20 protein-coding genes and 4 pseudogenes are annotated in these 23,542 nt (G+C 31.0%); 16 read left to right on the forward strand and 8 right to left on the reverse strand.

Annotation, left to right across the window (positions count from 1 at the left end):
- From IDG60_RS03760 to IDG60_RS03770, 3 pseudogenes are all read left to right on the forward strand, one after another.
- A pseudogene (locus IDG60_RS03760) lies at positions 1-145 on the forward strand (sulfite exporter TauE/SafE family protein); the annotation flags it as partial.
- Positions 146-242: 97 nt separating this feature from the next.
- Positions 243-331, forward strand: a pseudogene (locus IDG60_RS03765) (hypothetical protein).
- Positions 332-635: 304 nt separating this feature from the next.
- Positions 636-991: pseudogene (locus IDG60_RS03770) on the forward strand (tRNA-dihydrouridine synthase); the annotation flags it as partial.
- A gap of 97 nt (positions 992-1,088) precedes the next feature.
- Here the strand turns inward: IDG60_RS03770 and IDG60_RS03775 are convergent.
- Both IDG60_RS03775 and IDG60_RS03780 read right to left on the reverse strand, forming a co-directional pair.
- The gene (locus IDG60_RS03775) at positions 1,089-2,834 is read right to left on the reverse strand and encodes a DUF6119 family protein (protein WP_000700190.1); all 1,746 of its coding nucleotides are present in this window, start codon (positions 2,832-2,834) and stop codon (positions 1,089-1,091) included.
- A gap of 146 nt (positions 2,835-2,980) precedes the next feature.
- A complete protein-coding gene (locus IDG60_RS03780) occupies positions 2,981-3,073 on the reverse strand; it encodes a hypothetical protein (RefSeq protein ID WP_001790000.1) in 93 nt (30 codons plus the stop codon).
- On the opposite strand from IDG60_RS03780, the gene IDG60_RS03785 reads away from it, so the two are divergent.
- Positions 3,037-3,171, forward strand: a complete 135-nt coding sequence (locus IDG60_RS03785; RefSeq protein WP_001790628.1) for a hypothetical protein — start codon at positions 3,037-3,039, stop codon at positions 3,169-3,171. The two genes, IDG60_RS03780 and IDG60_RS03785, sit on opposite strands and share 37 nt — an antisense overlap.
- Before the next feature lie 297 nt (positions 3,172-3,468).
- On the opposite strand, the gene IDG60_RS03790 is transcribed toward IDG60_RS03785, so the two are convergent.
- The 5 genes from IDG60_RS03790 to IDG60_RS03810 all read right to left on the reverse strand — a co-directional run bounded on the left by IDG60_RS03790 (position 3,469) and on the right by IDG60_RS03810 (position 7,015).
- Entirely contained in the window at positions 3,469-4,107 is a 639-nt protein-coding gene (locus tag IDG60_RS03790; RefSeq protein WP_206160508.1) for a FusC family fusidic acid resistance EF-G-binding protein, read from the reverse strand.
- A 317-nt stretch (positions 4,108-4,424) separates the two neighbouring features.
- Complete coding sequence (locus IDG60_RS22110; protein WP_225792520.1) at positions 4,425-4,583, reverse strand: alpha/beta hydrolase; 159 nt, start codon at positions 4,581-4,583, stop codon at positions 4,425-4,427.
- A gap of 109 nt (positions 4,584-4,692) precedes the next feature.
- Complete coding sequence (locus IDG60_RS03800) at positions 4,693-4,971, reverse strand: hypothetical protein (protein WP_241013334.1); 279 nt, start codon at positions 4,969-4,971, stop codon at positions 4,693-4,695.
- A 473-nt stretch (positions 4,972-5,444) separates the two neighbouring features.
- Complete coding sequence (gene tirS / locus IDG60_RS03805) at positions 5,445-6,287, reverse strand: NAD(+) hydrolase TirS (protein ID WP_000114516.1); 843 nt, start codon at positions 6,285-6,287, stop codon at positions 5,445-5,447.
- Positions 6,288-6,310: 23 nt separating this feature from the next.
- The gene (locus tag IDG60_RS03810) at positions 6,311-7,015 is read right to left on the reverse strand and encodes an FRG domain-containing protein (protein ID WP_016170663.1); all 705 of its coding nucleotides are present in this window, start codon (positions 7,013-7,015) and stop codon (positions 6,311-6,313) included.
- Between the two features lie 144 nt (positions 7,016-7,159).
- Here IDG60_RS03810 and IDG60_RS03815 point away from each other — a divergent pair, with 144 nt between their 5' ends.
- From IDG60_RS03815 to IDG60_RS03870, 12 genes and pseudogenes are all read left to right on the forward strand, one after another.
- A complete protein-coding gene (locus IDG60_RS03815; RefSeq protein WP_206160509.1) occupies positions 7,160-8,674 on the forward strand; it encodes a hypothetical protein in 1,515 nt (504 codons plus the stop codon).
- A gap of 172 nt (positions 8,675-8,846) precedes the next feature.
- Complete coding sequence (gene ssb / locus IDG60_RS03820) at positions 8,847-9,143, forward strand: cassette chromosome ssDNA-binding protein (protein WP_000220590.1); 297 nt, start codon at positions 8,847-8,849, stop codon at positions 9,141-9,143.
- Positions 9,143-10,912 carry a cassette chromosome replicative helicase gene (cch1, locus tag IDG60_RS03825; RefSeq protein ID WP_000020211.1) on the forward strand — a complete coding sequence of 590 codons (1,770 nt, stop codon included), beginning with the start codon at positions 9,143-9,145 and terminating at the stop codon, positions 10,910-10,912. The genes ssb and cch1 overlap by 1 nt, the downstream gene beginning before the upstream one ends.
- Before the next feature lie 187 nt (positions 10,913-11,099).
- Positions 11,100-12,449, forward strand: coding sequence for a cassette chromosome recombinase CcrA (gene ccrA, locus IDG60_RS03830; RefSeq protein WP_000806248.1), 1,350 nt, complete (start codon positions 11,100-11,102; stop codon positions 12,447-12,449).
- A gap of 21 nt (positions 12,450-12,470) precedes the next feature.
- A pseudogene (gene ccrB, locus IDG60_RS03835) lies at positions 12,471-14,095 on the forward strand (cassette chromosome recombinase CcrB).
- Between the two features lie 465 nt (positions 14,096-14,560).
- Positions 14,561-14,902, forward strand: coding sequence for an SAUGI family uracil-DNA glycosylase inhibitor (locus IDG60_RS03840; RefSeq protein WP_000859158.1), 342 nt, complete (start codon positions 14,561-14,563; stop codon positions 14,900-14,902).
- Between the two features lie 92 nt (positions 14,903-14,994).
- A complete protein-coding gene (locus IDG60_RS03845; protein ID WP_000700850.1) occupies positions 14,995-15,306 on the forward strand; it encodes a DUF960 family protein in 312 nt (103 codons plus the stop codon).
- A gap of 15 nt (positions 15,307-15,321) precedes the next feature.
- Entirely contained in the window at positions 15,322-15,825 is a 504-nt protein-coding gene (locus IDG60_RS03850) for a DUF1643 domain-containing protein (RefSeq protein WP_001092193.1), read from the forward strand.
- Between the two features lie 13 nt (positions 15,826-15,838).
- Positions 15,839-16,060, forward strand: a complete 222-nt coding sequence (locus IDG60_RS03855; RefSeq protein WP_001015195.1) for a hypothetical protein — start codon at positions 15,839-15,841, stop codon at positions 16,058-16,060.
- Between the two features lie 187 nt (positions 16,061-16,247).
- Positions 16,248-18,035, forward strand: a complete 1,788-nt coding sequence (locus IDG60_RS03860; protein WP_001288670.1) for a type I restriction-modification system subunit M — start codon at positions 16,248-16,250, stop codon at positions 18,033-18,035.
- Positions 18,028-19,338, forward strand: a complete 1,311-nt coding sequence (locus tag IDG60_RS03865) for a restriction endonuclease subunit S (RefSeq protein WP_000085808.1) — start codon at positions 18,028-18,030, stop codon at positions 19,336-19,338. The genes IDG60_RS03860 and IDG60_RS03865 overlap by 8 nt, the downstream gene beginning before the upstream one ends.
- A 12-nt stretch (positions 19,339-19,350) precedes the next feature.
- A complete protein-coding gene (locus IDG60_RS03870; RefSeq protein ID WP_000594505.1) occupies positions 19,351-22,380 on the forward strand; it encodes a type I restriction endonuclease subunit R in 3,030 nt (1,009 codons plus the stop codon).
- A gap of 458 nt (positions 22,381-22,838) precedes the next feature.
- Here the strand turns inward: IDG60_RS03870 and IDG60_RS03875 are convergent.
- Positions 22,839-23,542 (reverse strand): Cap15 family cyclic dinucleotide receptor domain-containing protein (locus IDG60_RS03875; protein WP_241013335.1); only part of this gene is annotated, 704 nt, incomplete at its 5' end.

Genomic DNA, 23,542 nt, shown 5'->3' on the forward strand with positions numbered 1-23,542 from the left:
TTTATATGACGCCTTATTCCTTATAATAGGGAGTATTATATTTGCTCCAATAGGGTTAAAATTAAGTAAAAAAGTCCCTAACATAATACAAAAATGGATTATCAGTATTTTAATCGTTTTTGCTATAGTTCAACTCATTTTATAAAACTAATACTTATAACTCAGACAGCAATTTCCCGAAAAATAATACCTCTTATTTCAACAAATATGTATGCAGTTCGGATTTATATGATTAAAAATTCTTGATGAAATATCCATATATATGCTTATAAATATAAATTTATCAACTATAACTAAAAATGATAGAAGATTTAATGCCACTGATGACTGAATTAAAATTATTTAAGTTTTTATCAAACACATTAGTAAAGTAGATGCACAGTGGGAATTAATCGAAGCTATTAAAAATTTACGTGACGAAATTGCAGGTTGGGACATAAATCAATGTTCTATGCTCTACAAAGTTATATTGGCAGTAGTTGACTGAACGAAAATGCACTTGTAACAAGTTTTTTCAATTCTAGTCAGGGGCCCCAACATAGTAGCTGGCGGAAAGTCAGCTTACAATAATGTGCAAGTTGGAGTGGGACGACGAAATAAATTTTGGGAAAATATCATTTCTGTCCCACTCCCATATTCCCGATAGAAAAACAGGACTTGAACTTGCAGAAAAATATGGCATTGATGGCGTCATGATTGGTAGCGGCATTTTCCATAATCCATTCGCTTTTGAAAAAGAACCACGCGAACACACAAGCAAGGAACTATTAGATCTGTTGAGATTGCATTTATCATTGTTTAACAAATATGAAAAAGATGAAATACGACAATTCAAGAGTTTGCGTAGATTCTTTAAAATCTATGTGCGTGGCATAAGAGCGCTAGCGAACTTCGACATCAATTGATGAACACACAATCAATTGCAGAAGCACGAGCATTACTAGATGAATTTGAAGCCCAAATGGACGAAGACGTTAAAATTGAATTATAGTATGAGTAATAAGGGAAAGGAGGAATTTAAGTTTCCTCCTTTGTTTGTTTGTGTGAAAGTCTTTTAGGTATGAACTAGGGTGATTTAAAATAAAAGTTTAATTTCTATCTTCAGTTGGCGTTTCCATATAAATAATTGGATTAATTCTTTGATCTTTTAAATAGAGAGACCACTCTACTAATTTATTTTTAAGTAATACTGAACCTAAATTAGTTAATTGAAAGTTTTTATTTATTACGTTACTAGTATGAACCATATCTTTTATGGGCATATTATCAATAGATGATATCGGTAAAATCCATACTATACTAAAATTTGTACTCCGTTGTATATCATTAAATATATTTTCCGAGTTATCAGGAATAGCTTCTATTAATTCTTCAAAATTATATGATTCTGGATATTTTAAGGCGTTAATTGCTATTATATTCTGTTCTAGACTATAAAGAGATAAAGATGTATTAATTCCTCTTTTAATCGTGAAAAGCTCTTTGTTTTTAATATTGTATAAGTCTGCCAACTCTATTCCATTTCCTTTTACTATAAAATTCTTATTTATTGGTTTTATGAATTTTTTATGTAACATTAAATATTCTTCTGGCAATCTTCCTACTATTTCTTTTATATATCCTTCTTCTCCTTCTTTAAATACTAAACCTGTGGGAGTTAGTGTGTTATACCTAATTTCTATCTCATTCAAATGATCATTCAAAAGGTCAAAAAATTCTCTATTAAAATAACCCCATTTCCCATTTTGTAATAAATATTTCTTTCCATCTTCCATTTCAACTTCTGCATGTAGTATCGTTTTTAGTAGCATATTATTTGAATGCCCCAAATTATCTATCACTTCAATTCTGACATCATTTATAGAATTAACGTCATATTTTAATAAGTAATCTCCTATTTCAGTGATGTAATCAACTTCAGGATCAGTCGCATCAAATGTCTCTAATGTATTATTTTTAAAAGAATTTATATATATATTGACGTCGAGCATATCATCTAACAAGAGTATCATATTACTTAGTTCTAAAAATCTTGATATATCTATAGATATATTTTCTGTAGTTGAAGAATTCGATAGTTTTTTTAGCAATAAAGTATCTAATACTTCTATTTTATTCAAGTCTTTTAAAGTTACTATTCTAGGAAATTCACTAATTTTTTGAGGAAGATTAATAATAGCGTTTATTTCTTTGATTATCACACTAATTTTATCTATGAATTGCTGCTTTCTATTCGGTACACGCAATGAAATACTTGTACCACAAGTCATCGTTTTTCCAAAAATTTGAGGATTCTGTGGATGTCCTTGGACTGATATATAAGATTCTGAAGGTCTAACGTAATCTACACTATTCCTTCTATAATTAACAATCTCTTTAAGCCTGTTTTGTTGAAAAAAATTAACATTTTTATTAACTATGTCTTCATTTTTGATTGCTCTTTCTGCAAAATCAATTCCGAAGTCATAATCAATCAAATTATTTATATCATGATATGCTTGTCCAAAAGGTATAATATATACATTATTTTGTAATGTAGTATCTTCTTTGAGAAATAATATTGCATCAAAATGATGACCGGATTCTGAAAATAAATTGTCATCTTCTTCAGTATCTAGGTATACATTCTTTATTAATAATTGCCAATCTAATAGTTTTTTGTCTTTTTTACGTATATAAACTTTACTAATTAATTTTAATTCATTTGAATCACTAACAAGTTCTTTATCATTAAGCAGTTCATAATTGTCATCATTTAAAGATTCTAGATTCTCTAAAAAATTTGTATTTGTTTCCTGAAAATTATAAATAGATTTATAAATATTAATCTTCATATTACACCCCTTAATTATATTTTACATCTATTTCCATTATTACATTTTATGAGTCTCGCAAATTGTCAGTTTTTAAATTATGATAATTATTTTCCAAATAGTTTATTAAAAAACTACATCTTTCTTGATTGATACTCTTTCAAATCTTAATAAAATTCTTTGACCTTATTATTTACATTCTCAATTTCTTGGAATTGTTCTTTTGAAACTTCATTGGTATATTTACTATTTTTTGTCAATATCTGTAATTTTATTTATGATTATTTATCATTACTTAGCTACGTCAATGACTGTTGATTATGAAATAACTGTTTCTATTGCAAAGTTACTTTTATAATTTAATAAGGACAAAAAGAAGCATTCTATATTAATCATTTTAGATATAAACCAATTTGATAGGGCCTAATTTCAACTGTTAGCTACTACTTAAGTTATATGCGCAATTATCGTGATATATCTTATATATTGAATGAACGTGGATTTAATGTCCACCATTTAACACCCTCCAAATTATTATCTCCTCATACAGAATTTTTTAGTTTTACTTATGATACGCCTCAGCGTATCGATTAAGAGTGAGGTACAAAATATAACAACCCTGATCATTAGTTCTAAAGATCAGGGCTATTTGGATCTATTTTGTTTTAACAATAAATTCGTAAAGATTATTTATATCATCTAGGTTCTGATTACATTTAAAACTGTCATAACAAATGTAATCTCCTTTTTTAGTATAAGTTCCACTACTCTTATTATGTTTAGTTTTATTGAGAAAGAGTGATGTATCAGATTCCTGATTACAAATTTTACAGAATCCTTTTACTTTATTTGGTGAAATTTCGCCATATATACCTTCGAATTTATCATCTAAATTTTTATAAACGATATATTTTCGGTTAGAAGAATTATCATTCCATCCTAAATATGAAATTTCTTTTGTATCAATTAAATTTATATCTGGTCTCTTTAATTTTTTTACTTTAGGAAAAATTTTCTCCAGTTGACTTGATGAAGGTATTTCAAAATCTTGGATGTACACTTTTAATTCATTTAAAAGATGTTCTGCTTTTTTCTTAGTTAATTTTACATCGTCAATCGATGTAATAAAGTCCGAGATATCAATCTCTTTTTCTTTAAAGATATCATTAATTTCATTTAGTAAAAAATCTTTTTGTGTTTTATGGGAATTCATATCGTTTGTACGATATAACTTAATCAATTGATATACTAACTGCTTTACTTTAACAAACTTATACACTTCTATTTTATTCATTTCATATTCCTCCATTTTTGTTGAAGTACTTTGTGAAATGAATGCTATTCATAACTAAGTACTTCTTATCTTTGAGTTAGAGTACTATAGCGTATGATGTATGACATATTTATATGTCGCATTATAATCAGCTCCTATAAAAATCTTCCATACTATCTTAGCAGATGATTTTATAAAAGTGAATAAATACCCTTTAAAATATCTAGTAGCATATTTATACTTATATTATATTCAGTAACTGCTCTTTTACTTATTTCAGCATCCGAATCAAGATTTATCACTTCAAATTCTAGTATCTAACTGGATATAAATGGAATTCAACAGTTACTCCCGCTTCTGTTAATGCTCATTGTCTTATCTCGAAACGGATCAAATGATCCGACTGTCGTATGTGTAGATGGTAAATCACTAAAGTCTGTTTCAAGAATTGGTACTGCATACTTCGGTGTATCTCCTTCAACACCTTTAAGATACATAGACCATGCAAACTAATTCAATTCTTTACTCCATACTCTCTTATCATTAAATTCATTACTTGATTATGTTATACATACATTATTGCATTATAGCTTCATTCACTATTTATCATTCCCAATCTTTATTACATAATTCTTTAGCGATTTGTTCGGTGGTTAAGCAATCCCTATTCAAAATTTCATTCACATTAAAATACTTAACTCCCATCGATCCACCTTTAGATATTTTCTTGTAGTCTGTCTCTATAAAATCTTCAATTAAGTAATAATAATGGGGTTCGTTCAATAGATTAGTCCACTTTTCTTTCCCAAGCACCATTATTTTATTTTTAACTATTTCATACTCATCAATCGATAACTCAGTACCTACAGGATAAACTGTCTTCAAGGATAATGAGCTCTCATTTATTTCCGTCACTATTACTTTGTCTACTTTTCCGATAGCTTTTATTGCTTTGTCTTTATATAACCCAATGTATTCTATCGGCTTGAAACTGTAACCTCTTTTTCAGCAGGATGAAAGTAAATATTATGTTTAAGGTTATCATCAAATGAGCTACCTGAAAGACACATTCTCATCCTTCCCTCAATATCATCTTGAATCATCTACACTTAATTGGACATATTATAAGAGAATCAACTAGAAAATATTGGATAACTATTACTACTTTAATTGTAAATCCACCAATCGAGGTAAAATATTCATAAATTGAAGTTGTTTCTATTTTCCATTCACTGCTTTGGTTTAAAATAGAGGAACAGTAGCTTGCTTACCATTCTGCATACTCATTTAGTAATAAAAACACTGCTTTTTTCATTTAATTCCCTCTTTGCTTTTAAAGTAGATAACCAATACTATTACTAATTCTTAGAATTAACGATTACTTGATAAATTTTTTCTACTATTTCTTCTATACTAAAATCACTTGTATTCAATGCATACTTATCTACTAAATATGGGTTGTATGCACGTACATCTTCAACACTCACTTTATGCCAAATAGGTAATATAATAACATGCTCTTCATTTATTTCTCTGTTTAGAAAGGATAAAAATTCGTACCTACTCCAACCACTTTCAATAAAATTGGGGGATAAAAATACTACAACAAACCGAGAGTTTAGTATACCCATATTCATAGTTTCTGTTTGACTTTTTCCGATTTCAAAAACTTTAACATCTTCAAAGACTTTTAGTCCTTTTTCTATTAGTTTTTCACTTATCTTAGATACATAATCTTCTTTATCTAAACTAGAATGGGATAGAAAGACATCATATTCAATTATCTCTTTTTGATTCACTGCTTTTTTTATCTGATTTGATATCTCATTTATTTGATCTGAATTAGTTAATAATTTTTCCATAATCTCTTCATTTCCTTTTGTATTTTTATCTAACATACTGGATAATTTCTTTTGATTCCTAGACTGCTCTTTTTGAAGATTAATTTTTGTTTCATTAATTTTTTTCTCAATCTTAGTATACTCAACTTGTAAATCTGCAAGTTTTTGCTGCTTTGTAACTAATTGCTTATTAGATTTTTCCAAATCTCTAATATTACTGGAAGTAGGTTTTCTTTTTTTATTTATTCTTTCTATCCTTTTTCTTAATCTATCAATTTCATCTGGTAACTTATTCATATTTCTAGCTATTTTTGCAGATTTTGACATTTGACTTTTTAATTTAGTTTCTAATACTGACATATAATACCTCGCTTTTTATAATCTTATTCATTAATTGAATTTAATTCTTGCGTTATATTATTTGAAGCGTATGGATTTATCTCCATTATCCAATTAACATGGCTAGATAAACCATCTAAGTCAGGAAATAATGATAATTCGTTGATACCATAATAAGATAACTCTTCTCTTAATTTTTTACGATAATGTTTCTTTATGATGATTTTGTGTAGTTCTTCTTTCTCTGAAAGATTAGCTTCAATAGAATTTGTAGGAGGCTCATGAATAGTAAAAATTCCACTTTGTCTAACCACTCTCGAAGCTAGACCGTTAGGCTTTACTTTTTTTATCCCTTTACTCTTAAAAGGCGTAGCCCCTTTCATATTCATATCCGATTTTTTTAAATAGGCATAAATAACAGCATCACAATCCTCATATGTTTGCACCGCAAAAAAGGCAGCAACTAAAGGATTAAAACTCCAATCTAATAGTCTAGTAGCTAATCCGTGATGTTGCGCTATAGTTAGCATATCCCAATCACTATAAGTTTCTTTTAAAAATATCATTGCTTGACGTTTCCAGGCATAAAATGTTTCTTCATCATCATATTTATCATAAGGTGCTCGACCAGCTTTCGGAACTAAACTCCAATTCAAATTACTATGACCTCTAAATAACCATAAGCTATTATCTCTATAATTCTTTAAAACTTGATGTAACTCACTGAAAGACTCGACTGACCTTTTCATAGGACCCCTCCAATAGGAACGTTTGTTCCCTTTTATATTGTATATCTTATCTTATAGGGAAAAATTAGTAAACATTATTGAAATATCTTAAAAATAAAACTAGCATTATGTCTATACATTTAATTATTGAAAGTGAGTAATACTATGATTAAAAATAAATGGAAAATAGAAATGTGGTTTCGGAATTTTAGTTATTTTATACATAAAATTAATTCAGAATTCATATTAGAAGAATACTTAGAGGATTATTTACCTAAAGAATACCGACCAAATTTTATATGTGGAAAAGCTCAACCTAGCGAAACTATATATGTAAGCTATTTTATAAATCAGGATGAACAAACTGTGGAGCAACATACTGTGGAATGTGACAAAATTGGTTTTTTTATAGATGAAATCCCTAAACATTTTATAAAAAATGAAATGTATTATTTTATTGATAGTCAAAGTAAAATTGATATTAAAGACTTATTAAATGAGTTTATTGATCAAGGTACAGCTATTTTGAATATATTAGATTTAAATGACCTAGAAACATATTTTAACGATTACTTAGAAACAATCAACCATACAACAGAGTTCGCTAAAAAAATAGCTAACAAAGCTATGAAAGAAATTCAAAAAAATATTGAGTTAGAGAAAATTAAACAGCGAGTAAATTATATTAGAAATGAAGATCAAGTTTCTTCTTTAGAAAGCTTTAAGGATTTAAAGCATACGATATTAAAACAACATCGAGATTTATCGTTAGAAAATATTGATGATATTATAATAAGCGACTTTTTAACAAGATACCTCATTTATAAAGAAAAGCAAGATTCATATGTAAAAAAAGATATCTCAAGTATAAATAAATCTCAGTATTTTAAAAAGTTAGTAATCGAAGGTTTAATTAAAGAAAGAAAGAGTAACTCTCAATACTTTGAAATAGCTAATAGTATCAAACCTTCATCTCACAATAATAATAGCTTAAATCAATCTGATGAAATAGATCAATTTAGACAAGCTGTAATTGGTGTTTCTCTTAATCTATACGATCATAATGATACTTACTTCAAATTTATCCGTAGTATTATGAAAAAAAGTTCACGTAAAGTTAATTTAACAATAGACGATATTATTAAATCTAAAAATAATATAGATAAATTTATGAAGAAAAATAAGTTAATTAGTAATAATGAGTTATTTTATTTAACAACAATTGAGGATACATTTCATTTTACATTATTCACTGCTATAACTGATTTAATTGATAAAGTAGTCAATGTTTCAAGTCGTATTATCGAAGAAGCATCTCAATACGATATATTAATTGCCTTACACAGTTTGAATAGTTTAAAAAATGAGTTGAATACAATAATAGATAAACACGAAGAAAAATTAATTCGTTTCGAAAATCTTATTAATGGTTATGTAAGAAATACTCAATTAAAATTATTAGTTCGCAATACAATTGAACAGCACCCAGAACTAACAATGAAAATAGAAGATTCATTAATTTCAAACCTTAAAGATTATAATATTAGTGAAATATATAGTAGGAAGACCTTTAATAACGATTACAATGGTCTTCTTGATAAATTAATGATTCAGGTAATTAATGATTTTTATAAATTACGCTTAAAAAAATTGAATAGTGCATCTAAATTATATTATTAACATACCTTTTTAAACCCAACGATTTTTTTATCGTTGGGTTTTTTAATTAACAAAAGGTGTAATACCAATGTCCTAATATTTTCCTCTCAAATTTAGAACTTTATATCTCAGTGTAGATATAAGATACAAAGGCATCATTTAAATGATGACTAATATACAAAGGATGATCCAAATGACTTACGAGCAAGAAGATGATTTTAAACTGTTGAAAAGAAGAATTTTAGGAATTGGATTCGTTTTACCGGAGGGACAAGTATTTACTTTCCATGACTTGAACCGTCGTGCAAATGTACAATGCTCAAAAGCTGTACAACAAAATGTTGGACGTTGGTTCGCATATTTTGTTAAAAATGCGCCAAGTGTTCCATTTATTATTATCGGTAAAAATACCAATGGTCATTTAGTATATATGAAAGTCGGACCTAATCCACTCCAAGATAGCAACCCTTCGAAAGGAGGTGTTCGCTAATGAGTCATTACATCATTTTTGAAGCAGGTCCATACCAATTAGATGCAAAGGCGTGGCGTAAAACTTTTCCACCTAAAAAAGATGGAGATAAGGAAAAAGTAGTGCCTATATCTAGTTGTATCGTTGTTGAAGCTAAATTTTGGCATGCCTCAGAAAATACAGAAAAAATAATTATTTCTAACGGTAAGGATAAAGAACATACATTTGAATCTGATATTTTAACAACTCGAAACTTACCTTCCTTGATTAAATATGGTCACAGTATCAATGAAAGTTATATAAGAGATTTGAGCTATGCACTACAGTTAATGCGCGATGAACTGCCCACTTCTGATTTATATGATGGCTCGGGCATCATAGAAACACCCCACGGTTACATTGTAATGGTAGATACCGTTTACACATCTAAACAATATGATCAGTTAGCATCTTTAGAGCCTATTGTCGATAGTGCTTATCTATTAGAGCCTAAAGGGACATTTAAAGATTGGTTAAATATGTATATGAACGAAGTCAAAGGTCATCTTCTTCTAGAGTTAGCGGTCATATTTGGAATTTCTGCCTTAGTGACAGCCTTTCTGAAGCATAAACATGAGGTTGAATTTGCTGGTATCATCTTTAGTTTTACAGGCCAGTCATCAACCGGTAAATCAACAGCGGCAGCTTTAGCGGTATCCGTCGCTGGAAATCCAACCAAAGGTAATAAAACGCTTTTTCGAAGTTGGAATGGCACACGTAACGCTCTTGAAGGTTACTTGAGTAACAATTATGGCATACCTATGGTATTTGACGAGCTCTCCTCAGCAACTTTTAAAGATACAACAGGGTTATTGTACTCCATCGCTGAAGGTCAAGGGCGTCAACGTTCAAACGTTCATGGAGAAGTTAAAACACCTAAGAATTGGGGAACTTCTGTCATTTCAACGTCAGAATACAGTATTTTTACTGATTCAGCTCAAAACGATGGGTTACGTGTAAGAACCATTGAAATTAATGAGCAATTTACTACAAATGCGACCAATGCTGACAATATTAAAAAAGCTGTGGCGCTAAACTATGGTCATGTTTTACCGTTAGTAGCTCAATACCTTATAAATCGTGAAGAGGAAGTTATTCAATGGTTTAAAGATGAACATCATTGGTTTAAAGCTAAATTGAAGAGTGAAGCAAACAATACAGGTATTCGTATGTTTAAGCGTTATGCAGTCATTACAACATCTGCGCAAATATTAGGTCGTGTTTTAGCTACAAATATTGATATCGCTAAAATAAGAGACTACTTTATTGATTATCATACTCATACAGTCTCTGAACGATCACTGGCAGATAAAGCGATTGAAGTCATTACACAATTTGTAGCACAAAACCGTGGTAAGTTTTCTGATGACACAGCGTTAAAGAATATGATTGAGAATTATGGACTAATTGCCTTAAAAGATGATTATATCGAGGTCAAAATCATTGCGACTGTATTTAAAGATATGCTGAAAGAACAACACTTTCAGGATGTCAACAATGTCGTGAATGCACTAAGAGATAAAGGATTTATCGAATCTGACCGTGATCGAATCACGACAAAAAGAACAGTAAAAGATGACTATGGCAAGAAACAGTCACTTGTTTTTTACCATTTAAAGTTAGATTCAGAATATGCGTCTATTTTTGGTCTAACTAAAGATGCTGAACCTATTAAAGCTAAAATTAACTTGGATAACAAAAAGATGCTTGAATCATGGAAAAAACAGAATGATGATTTAATTGATTTTTAATAACTTAAAGATGCAATCGTACAGGATTAGATAAAATGGATGAATTGATTGAATTACTAGCTGATTTAGTTGTTGAAGAAATTAATCATGCTGATGACTAATAATAACGCCCAACACCAGCAGGTGTTGGGCTCATCTATAAATTCGTTCATAAATATATATTATCACTTTGGAAGGAGGAAATACTATGAAACAAGCAATAGGTTACTTACGACAGAGCACTACAAAGCAACAATCCTTAGCAGCACAAAAACAAACCATCAAGGCATTAGCCGAAAAACATAATATTCAACACATTACCTTTTATAGCGATAAACAATCAGGACGTACTGATAAGCGGAATGGTTATCAACAAATTACTGAACTGATTCAACAAGGACAATGTGACGTATTATGTTGCTATCGTCTAAATCGACTTCATCGTAATCTAAAAAATGCATTAAAGCTCATGAAATTATGTCAAACGTATCATGTTCATATCTTAAGCGTTCATGATGGCTACTTCGACATGGATAAAGCATTCGATCGGCTCAAACTCAATATTTTCATCAGCTTGGCCGAACTAGAATCTGATAATATAGGCGAACAAGTCAAAAATGGAATCAAAGAAAAAGCGAGACAAGGTAAACTAATTACAACACATGCGCCCTTTGGGTATCACTATCATAATGGTACTTTCACGATAGACACAGTAAAGTCACCAACAGTAAAAGCTGTGTTCAATTATTACCTTCAAGGTTATGGTTATAAAAAAATTGCGCAATACTTAGAAGCTGATGATAACTTCATTAATCGCAAGCCTTATCAAGTGCGTAATATTATCCTCAATCCTAATTACTGTGGCCGTGTTATCAATCAATACGGACAATATGAAAACATGTTCCCAGCTATTGTCAGTACAACGATATACGAAGAAGCTCAAGTTACCCGAACTCAGAAACAAGTAAAATGTAAGCCGTCAGAAAATCAACTCAAACAAAAAATCAAATGTCCCTATTGTCATTCGACACTCACAAACATGACTGTCCGAAAACCAGATCATTCATTGCGTTACTATGTCTGTCCGCAAAATATGAATAACGCTCGCTTTGTTTGTGAATTTAAAGGAATCAACGCACAAGAATTAGAAACAAGTGTTTTAGCGACTTGTCAGGACTTCTTTCAAAATCAACAGCTCTATTCAAAAATAAACCATACTATTCAACAACGACTCAAAAGACAAAGAGATATAGAAATTAAAACTACACTCAATCACGAGCAGCTGATAGAAAAATTAGCCCAAGGCAAAATTGATGCAGAAACGTTCAAAGAACAAACGCACTCATTACATCAACAATCAAAACCTATATCATCAATCAGTGCGTATCAAATTCGAAAAGCTTTCCAAAACATCATTCAACAACGTTTCACGCTAAACATGTTGTACCCCTATATTGATGAAATTAATATTTCTAAAAATAAAAGCCTCGCTGGCATCTATTTCAAAAACGAACCACTGAATATTGTAAAGCAGACTATGAAATTATCAATTGTATAATTAAAGAAAGGATGGATTATAATGGATAAAATGAAGAAAAAGCTTGTAGGAGGCTACATTCGCGTGTCCACAGAGAGACAAGTAGAGGGTTATAGCATCGAGGGACAAATTACACAAATAGAGCAATATTGCCAATTCAACGGCTATGAACTCGTTGATATATATGCAGATCGGGGTATATCAGGAAAATCTATGAACCGTCCTGAATTACAGCGCATGTTAAATGATGCTAAAAATGGAAAATTAGACTGTGTTATGGTTTATAAAACAAATCGTTTGGCACGTAATACTTCCGATTTACTTACAATCGTCGAAGAACTTCATCGTCAAAATGTTGAATTTTTTAGCTTGTCTGAACGTATGGAAGTCAAAAATTCAACAGGCAAGTTAATGCTCCAGATACTTGCAAGTTTTCCGAATTTGAAAGAAATACAATTTTAGAGAATATTTACAACGGGCAACATCAAAGAGCTTTAAAGGGCTATTATCAAGGCAATCTTCCATTAGGATATAATAACATACCTGATAATAAAAAAGAATTAATGATTAATCAACATGAAGCTAACATCGTTAAATATATCTTTGAATCTTATGCCAAAGGTCATGGTTATCGTAAAATAGCCAATGCACTCAATCACAAAGGCTATGTGACTAAAAAAGGCAATCCATTTAGTATCAATTCAATAACCTATATCTTAGTCAATCCATTCTACATTGGTAAAATTCAATTTGCGAAGTACAAAGATTGGAATGAAAAGCGTCGTAAAGGACTAAATGATAAACCTATTATAGCTGATGGTAAACACCCTCCTATTATTAGTCAAGAATTATGGGATAAAGTCCAATCACGCAAAAAACAGGTCAGTCAAAAACCTCAAGTTCATGGGAAAGGAACCAATCTATTAACAGGTATTATTCACTGCCCACAATGTGGTGCACCAATGGCAGCTAGTAACACAACGAACACATTGAAAGATGGTACTAAGAAGCGAATACGTTATTATTCTTGTAGTAACTTCCGAAACAAAGGCTCAAAAGTATGTTCTGCGAATAGCGTTAGAGCCGATGTCATTGAGAAATACGTTATGGATCAAATACTTGAAATTGTCAAAAGCGATAAAGTTCTCAAACAAGTTGTCGAACGTGTTAATCAAGATAATCAAGTCGATGTAGCTGCACTCAATCATGATATTGCTTATAAACAACAACAATTTGATGAAGTAAACATCAAACTTAAAAATCTCGTTCAAACCATCGAAGACAATCCAGACTTAACATCTGCACTCAAACCAACCATTCATCAATATGAAACAAAACTGAATGATATTACAAACCAAATGAATCAACTCAAGCAGCAACAAAATCAAGAGAAACCATCTTATGATACGAAACAAATCGCTGCCCTATTACAACGAATATTTCAAAATATAGAATCCATGGATAAATCACAGCTCAAAGCATTATACCTAACGGTTATTGACCGTATTGATATTCGTAAAGACGAGAATCATAAAAAACAATTCTATGTCACTCTCAAGCTCAATAATGAAATTATTAAACAACTTTTTAATAATAACAATCTAGACGAAGTGCTCCTCAGCACTTCGTCTTTGTTTTTGCCTCAAACACTCTACTTTCAAATATAATATCTATGTACTGTCCTTTCGTCATTCAATAACACTCATCTAACAAATATATTCAACACGCTAACAAATCATGGCTCAATGTGAAGCTTATATTGATATGACGAAAGAACATCCCAAAACAAAATATAAGTGGGATAGTAACGGGATTGGCTAACTTCATGTAGGAGAAGGATTACGCAAGCGTAATCCCAAAATCCCGTTATTATTTATAAATAAATAATATAAAAAGAAAAAGTAAGTCGTAATAACACCACCAAATCCAAATAATATATAAATATATACCTATATTTCCCAACAAATGAGCGGGATAACGGGATTTTCTTGTCATATCAATGTTTGTAGCAGTTTTTCATATGGGATTTTCTCTTATTCCCACCGGGATTCGTAATAAATGATAAATCAAATATATATTATCTCAGTGATGTATATGAAATACATCGCTAACACTATCTAGGAGGCAATGATATGAAAACAACCACTCAAGAACTCAAACAATATATAACTCGTCTATTCCAACTATCTAACAATGAAACATGGGAATGTGAAGCGTTAGAAGAAGCAGCAGAAAATATACTTCCTACTCGCTTTGTAGACCATACCCCACTTGCGCATCTTACACTTGAAACTTATACCTACTATAACGATGAACTACATGAGCTAAGTATCTATCCATTTCTTATGTACGCCAATAACCAACTCATCAGTATTGGTTATCTGGATCATTTTGATATGGACTTTCTATACCTCACAGATACTAAAAATACAATTATCGATGAACGTCATCTATTACAAAAAGGAGGAGAATAATATGAACTGGATCAAGATCGCTCAACTATCTGTTACAGTTATTAACGAAGTAATTGACATCATGAAAGAAAAGCAAAATGGAGGAAAATAGTATGAAAATCAATCGATACATCACAAAAGGCATTAGTAAACAACTATCTCTAGACCTTCAAATCCTACTTTGGAATATGGTAAAAGATCGAGACAATCAACTTAATACAGATTACCTACACATTTTTAAACTACAAGAAGATGAAAATATACTCTCAATCACACATGAACAAGAACAACCCGCATACAAATTGGAATATCACTATACAAACTATATAAAAAATCAAAATGCATTACCTAAGAAAGTCTACGTCATCCGAGAAGATGATGTAGACGTTTTTTATTATGTGATGCTTTTACCAGAAGAATACTAAAGGAAATGATGATATATGAATACAATTAAAAGTACAATACACACAGAAGCCATATTTAGCGATGACAAACAGCACCGCTATTTACTCAAGAAAACTTGGGATGAAAAGAAACCAGCTTGTACAGTGATAACGATGTACCCCCATTTAGATGGTGTGTTATCACTCGATCTTACTACTGTTCTTATTCTTAACCAATTAGCGAATTCTGAACAATATGGTGCTGTATATCTTGTGAATCTATTTTCAAATATTAAAACCCCAGAGAACCTTAAACATATCAAAGAGCCTTATGACAAACACACAGACATTCACTTGATGAAGACGATTAGTGAAAGTGACACAGTGATTCTAGCTTATGGCGCCTATGCTAAGCGACCAGTTGTTATAGAACGTGTATCACAGGTGATGGAAATGTTAAAACCTCATAAAAAGAAAGTCAAAAAGCTCATAAATCCAGCAACAAATGAAATTATGCATCCACTCAATCCTAAAGCGCGTCAAAAATGGACATTGAAATAAAGGAGGCTTACCTATGAACCATGAAACTACACAATCAGACTGGCGAACGGTTCCTAATTGCTTAGCATCTCAAAATTATATATCTATCGTAAAAGGACTAGTACATCATTTTACAGCGATTGAAGATGAAGAAATACTTGATAAAATCTATGACGATTTTATGGATGATGACTCTATAACAACGGTCCTTAATAATGATTTACAGACAATTATTAACCATTATCTATTAAAATGAAAACTATATTCTAATAAAACTAAAGCATCCTTCACTTTTATGGTGAGGGATGCTCTTATTACTATTTTTTTCTATTTTTAATTAACATAATAGGATTATTTAAGAACTATTTAAAAAATTGTTTCTATCTCTGATAATATAGAAATAGAGAATTTTACTTTTTTATCTATTAAAGGAGATATACATAATGAGCGAATTTAAAAGACATCAACAAACATCAATTAATGTTCAAAAACAAGCAAACCTTATTTGGAATGTTGCAGACATTTTAAGGGGTTTATACAAACCTCATGAATATGGAAAGGTTATCTTACCAATGACTGTCATTAAACGTCTTCACGATACATTACTAAAAACGCGAGACAAAGTTCTTAAGACTGCAGAAAATACCCAATCAATAAATGACGTAATGCGAGAACGCCTTTTGAAGAACGCTTCAGGGTATTCATTTTATAATACAAGCTTATATACTTTTGAAACATTACTCGCAGACCCAGCAAATATTGAATCAAACTTTAGAGCTTATCTCAATGGTTTCTCTGAAAACATGCAAGATATTCTCAATAACTTTAAGTTCGACGTTGAAATTACGACAATGGCAGATAATGACGTGCTATTTTATGTGATTCAAGAATTTAACAAAGCAGATGCATATCTAGGTCCAGACAAAATGACAAGCACAGATATGGGATACGTGTTCGAGGAACTTGTACGAAAATTTTCGGAAAGCTATAACGAGGAAGCAGGTGCACACTTCACGAGTCGAGATATCATTTATCTCATGACTGATTTATTGCTTATCGAAGATAAAGATACTTTGTTTAAAGAACATGTTTTCAAAACTGTCTACGACCAAACAATGGGAACTTCCCAAATGCTCTCAGCAATGACAGAACGTATTCACGATATGAATGATACTGCCGAAGTAGCTACCTTTGGTCAAGAGCTAAATCCTGAAACTTATGCGATTTCGAAAGCAGATACAATGATTCGTGGGGGAGATCCTGAAAACATGGCGCTTGGAAGTACATTAACGAGCGACCGGTTTGAAGGATTTACATTTGATTACTGTATCTCCAACCCACCATTTGGTGTCGATTGGAAAAAGGACCAAAAAGCAGTAAAAGCAGAACATGAACTTGGTGAACTCGGTCGCTTTGGTGTTGGATTGCCTCGAGTTAGTGATGGACAGTTGTTATTTCAACTCAATGGTATTTCAAAATTAAAGGAAACAGGACGCATGGCAATTATTCACAACGGTTCTGCCTTATTCTCTGGAAACCCAGGTGCTGGCGAGAGTTTAATTCGTCAGTACGTAATTGAGAATGATTGGTTAGAGGGCATAATCCAACTTCCTAACGACTTATTCTACAATACAGGAATTTCAACGTATATTTGGATTATTACTAAAGATAAATCTCCAGAACGTCAAGGGAAAGTACAACTCGTTGATGCGTCCAATATGTATGAAAAACGTCGTAAGAATATTGGTGAAAAACGCGTAGATATTTCTGAAGCATGTCGAGAAATGATTGTGCAAGCTTATGGAGAATTTAATGATAAAGAATACTATCTAGGAGATGGAACTGTAGAGTCAAAAATACTTAAGAATGAATCATTTGGTTTTACTCGAGTGACTATTGAACGACCGCAACGAGACGAAAACGGAGATATCGTTTATAAAAAGAATGGAAGCAAGAGTGTAGACACGAACCTTAGAGATACAGAAGATATTCCCTTAACAGAAGATATTAATGAATATTTTGAACGTGAAATATTACCATTTAATCAAGATGCATGGATGGATCGTAAAAAAGATAAGATAGGGTATGAAATTCCATTTACTAGATTGTTTTACAAATATACACCACCAGAACCATCTGAAGTTATTTCAGAACGTATTAAACAACTCGAAGAGTCTATTATTAAAAACTTCCAAGCATTATCTGGAAAGGAAGTGGATACAAATGAGTAGAGAAATGAAATACAGCGGAATTGAGTGGATTGGATATATACCAAAGTATTGGACTATTACTAAGCTTAAAAATATTATTGACTTTATAAGTGGTTATGCCTTTAAAAGTGAACTTTTCACGATTTCAGATAATAATAAAAAAGTAATAACAATTAAGTCATTTAATACCAAGGAGATTATTCTCGATAACCTTTCTTACTCAAACGAATCTCTCAAATTTCCAACTAAATATTTATTAAAAAATAATGATATTCTTTTTGCTATGAGTGGGGGAACAACTGGAAAAAATTTATTGATAGAACAAGTAGACGATTTATATTATATAAATCAAAGAGTGGGAATCATAAGGTCTTCTTTTAGTAAGTTTATTTATTATTATATAAATACTGGTTTATTTAGCGAATATATTAACTTATTCTCATCAGGATCAGCTCAACCTAACATATCTGCTACAGATATACAAAATTTTATCATTGCGTTACCTGAGAAAGAAACTATTAAAAAAATTGAAATATACATTAATTACCAATTAAAAATTATCTCAAATATCATAGACACAACATATCAATCTATCGAAGAACTTAAAAAATACAAACAATCACTCATCACAGAAGCGGTGACAAAAGGCATAGACCCGAATGTGGAAATGAAAGAAAGTGGTAATGATTGGATTGGTAGTATCCCTTCAAATTGGAGTGTTCGAAAAATTAAACATGATTTCAATTTAAAAGGGCGTATTGGATGGCAAGGTTTAACTTCTAATGAATATCAGACTGTAGGACCCTATCTCATAACGGGAACTGATTTCAAAAAAGGCATAATCAGGTGGGATTCTTGCGTTAGAATTAGTGAAGAACGTTTTGAAGAAGCTCCAGATATTCATATTAAAGAAAATGATTTATTAATCACTAAAGACGGCACGATTGGAAAAGTCGCTTTAGCAACAAATGTTCCAAAAAAAGTTTCATTAAATTCAGGTGTACTACTGATTAGGGAAAAATTAAAAAATACTATTAATAAAAAATTTATGTATTATAATTTGTTATCAAATATGTTTTGGAATTGGTACAATTCTAATAATCAAGGTGCTAGCACCATTAAACATCTATATCAAGGTCAATTCTATAATTATTCTTATGCGATCCCTCTATTGCATGAACAACAACAAATCGTCCAATATCTAGATGATAAAGTTTCTACTATCGATAGGCTCATTGAAGATAAAACAAAAGTTATTAAAGAGTTAGAGAATTATAAGAAATCATTAATTTATGAGTATGTCACAGGTAAAAAAGAAGTGTAAGGAGTGATATCAGTGATAAAAAATAAAGAAATTAATTTTGAACAAGATATAGAAGCGAGTCTAGTTCAGTACGGGGGATGGGAGTCAGTAAGATTTCAAGATACTCATTACGATGCAAATATCGCACTCGATCCAACAGTATTATTAGAATTTGTAAAACAAACTCAACCAAAAAATTGGAAGCGATACGTATCAATCTATCGTACAAATGCAGAACAGAAGTTTTTAAAACGACTAAATGAAGAAATCACAAATCACGGCATCTTACATGTCCTTCGTAAAGGTATCAGAGATCGAGGAGTCTCTTTTAAAGTTGTTTACTTTCAACCTGCATCATCTTTAAATACAGAAAATATAAAAAATTATGAAGCTAATCGTTTTCAATGTGTGCGACAATTTCAATATAGTAATAAGTATAGAAACACTATTGATATGGTGTTAATGATTAATGGGATTCCTCTTGTTGCATTAGAACTTAAAAATCAATATACAGGCCAAAATGTGGAACATGCGAGATTACAATTTGAACAAGATAGAGATCCAAAGGAATTAATTTTTCAATTTAACTCTCGATTCTTAGTCTATTTTGCAGTAGATCATTTTAATGTGTTAATGACAACAAAACTCGCAAAAGGGAACACTTACTTTCTGCCATTCGATCAAGGATCTAATGGTCCTGGTCGTGTTGGAGGTGCAGGAAATCCATCTAATCCATCTGGATACCCTACTTCTTATTTATGGGAGAATGTACTCACAAGCTATCAATTATTGGATATTTTTGAAAGGTTTATGAATTTAGAAGAAAAGAAAAAACTACTAATTTTTCCACGTTATCACCAACTGGATGTTGTGAAAAAATTAATATCAGATACTCAGCACCATGGTCCTGGAAAGAATTATCTCATTCAACATTCTGCTGGTTCGGGTAAGTCTAATAGTATTGCTTGGTTGGCATACCATCTCGCTTCCTTGCATAGTAATGAGGATCAACCAATCTATTCATCGGTCATTGTTGTTACAGACCGTACTGTTTTAGATCGCCAACTTCAAAATACATTAATGAGTTTCGAGCATACTGTTGGGCAAGTCGAAACTATTGGAGATAATAAAACTTCTCAAGATTTAAAAACAGCTATAAATGACCAAAAGAAAATTATTATTACTACATTACAGAAGTTCCCAGTAATTTATGATGAAATAGATAATACAGCAGGTAGAAGTTTTGCGATTTTGGTCGATGAAGCGCATTCTTCTCAAACAGGAAGCAGTGCACAAAAATTAAAACATGCGTTAGCAGACAAAGAAGCTTCTTTAAAGGAATACCAAGAATTTGAAGAAAGCGTTGAAGATCAATCGCTAGATGACCAAGATCAAATTGTTCAAACATTACTGTCCCAAGGTCAACACGACAACTTAAGTTTTTTTGCTTTTACAGCTACACCGAAAGAGAAAACGATTGAAATGTTTGGAACAAAACAAGCAGATGGGTCCTATCATCCATTTCATATTTATAGTATGAGACAAGCCATTGAAGAAGGATTTATTCTAAACGTTTTACAAAATTATATGACATACAACACTTCCTATAAAATTGCGAAATCGATTGAAGAAGACCCAGAATTGCCAAAAACAGAAGCAGTTCGAGCTATCGCTAAATATCAATCTCTTCATCCTTGGGTACTTAGACAAAAAGCCGAGATTATGATTGAACAATTTAGATCAGTGACACAAAAAGCAGTCCAAGGTAGAGGAAAGGCAATGATTGTGACAGCTTCACGACTCCACGCCGTACGGTATATGCAAGAGTTCAAAAAGTACATCAAAGAAAAAGGATACACGGATATGGATGTGTTAGTCGCTTTTTCAGGTACTGTAGAAGATGATGGAATTGAATATACAGAGCCGAAGATGAACTTAACACATTCTGGAGAACGCATCCAAGAAAATCAACTGAAAGAAGCATTTCATAGTGAAGACTTTAATTTATTAATTGTCGCAGAAAAATACCAAACGGGATTTGACGAACCTTTACTTCATACAATGTTTGTCGATAAGAGATTACGCGGAGTAAAGGCAGTCCAAACATTGTCTCGCCTCAATCGTACTATGCCTGGAAAAACAGATACTTTTATTCTTGATTTTGTAAATACAGCAGAAGAAATATATGAAGCATTCCAACCTTTTTACGAAGCAACTTCTCTAAAAGAAGAAATTAATATTAATTTAATTTATGATACACAGAGTAAACTACGTAAATTCCATATATACAATGATGATGATATTCAAACAGTAATGAAATTAAATCGTCAAGCAAAACAAAAGCAAAATGATCAATTACTTGGTCGATTGAGTAGCGTGTTACGCCCCGTTATTAGTAGATACAGTGACCTACCAGAAGATGTTCAATACGATTTCAGAGTTACACTAAGGAACTTCAACAAATGGTATAACTATATCGCTCAAATTGATCGTACTTTTGATAAAGAGTTACTAGAAGAAAGTATTTTCACTGGTTTCTTGTTAAAATTTATTCCTGAAAAACAACGCAACTATATCGATATTGAAGACAAAGTAAAGTTAGAATACTATAAATTGCAGGAAGATTTCAAAGGAGATATAGCACTCGTCAATGAAGATGTAGAAAATGGGCAATTGGCTCATCCTTCAGAAGTGAATGCAACTGTTAGACCTGAAGAAGAATACGATTCTTTAAATGAAATTATACACAAAATCAATGAACGTTTTCCAAATGATTTTACTCAAGGCGATAGAGTACTCGTTAAAAACATGCGAGAAACATTGATAAACAATACAGATGCGAAACTTGTAAATATGGCTCAAAACAACAGCGAAGAAATGTTTGCGAATAGTTTATTCCAACAACAATTCCAAGACTTCTTGATTGATCAATATAATCAAGGAGAAGCTGCATACTCTAAAATGTTTAGCAATAATAGAGACTTTTATGACACTGTCTATCAACTACTAGCAAAAGATTATTATAGATGGCTACGATCACAAAAAGCAGATAATTTTGCTTAAATTAATTATTTTTAACCTAACTTAAAGATTACTCGCAGTCTTTAAGTTAGTTTTTGCTAAAATTTTTAATTTAGCTATGGTCTCTCATCCTAATTTCACTTTCATACGATATTTTTTTAATATTTAGTTATTCTAAAGTTTCTAAATTCTTATAGGATTTTTAAAAGTTTATCTTTACTTGCATGAAAAAGCAAATCACCTACATGCTCTAATTGTAATCTACTCGATAAATGCCCCGCATCTCCATACATCTCAATAAATCCCTATAATTCCAATTATTGCACTAACTATTTCACTTACCATTGTTACTCACTTCTGATTTTCAAATAAATTAAAGGATTCTAATATCTAATTAAATTTTTCAAGAAAAAACCGCATCATTTATGATAAGCTTCCCCTTGTTAGTGATATTGCTAAAAATACCAAAATAAAATTGAATTTATTTTGGTATCAATACTTTATTTTAGTTTTTTGAGTCTTAGATCACCTGTGGTTTCGGCTCCAGTCCAATACTTTCCAGTCAATTCATTTTCTTCAACTATTAATCTTGTTGTTCCTCGATTAATAGGATTTTTCTTTTCGAATTCGGCTTTTGGATTTGTTATATAAGTATAGTACAATATATTTTTACCATGTTCTTCAATAATATCTGCTGTAATACTATTACTAGTAATTTCATCGCTTCTGAATTCAATATTTACTGTTAAAAAAGTTTGTTTTATTTCCACACTTACCTTTTTAATTCCACCTTCTCCATAAAAATGTCTGAGTGTTGCCTCATAATCTCCTGATATATCAGCTTGCTTATTAAATATACGAAACAATTTCCACTTCCACATAAACCTTTCATACCCTATAGTAATAAATGTTGATATTGTTACAGTATAACTTATGATATCTATCCATCCTATTTGCCATACCGTACATGATACTATAATTAGTAACAAGAAAAAGAGTCCTGTAAACCATCCTGTTATTTTAATCAAATGATTTATTTTGTCATTCATTTTTTTCTCACCACTATATTCAAAATAATTCTTTACATCCAGAATAAAATTTTTATAAACATTATTTTTTTCTTGAGAATCGCATAAATATAGAATGTCATTAGATAAAGTCCGTATAATTGTGTAAAAGTAAAAAGGCCATATAACAGTCCTTT

It is taken from the genome of Staphylococcus sp. EG-SA-2 (assembly GCF_017152085.1).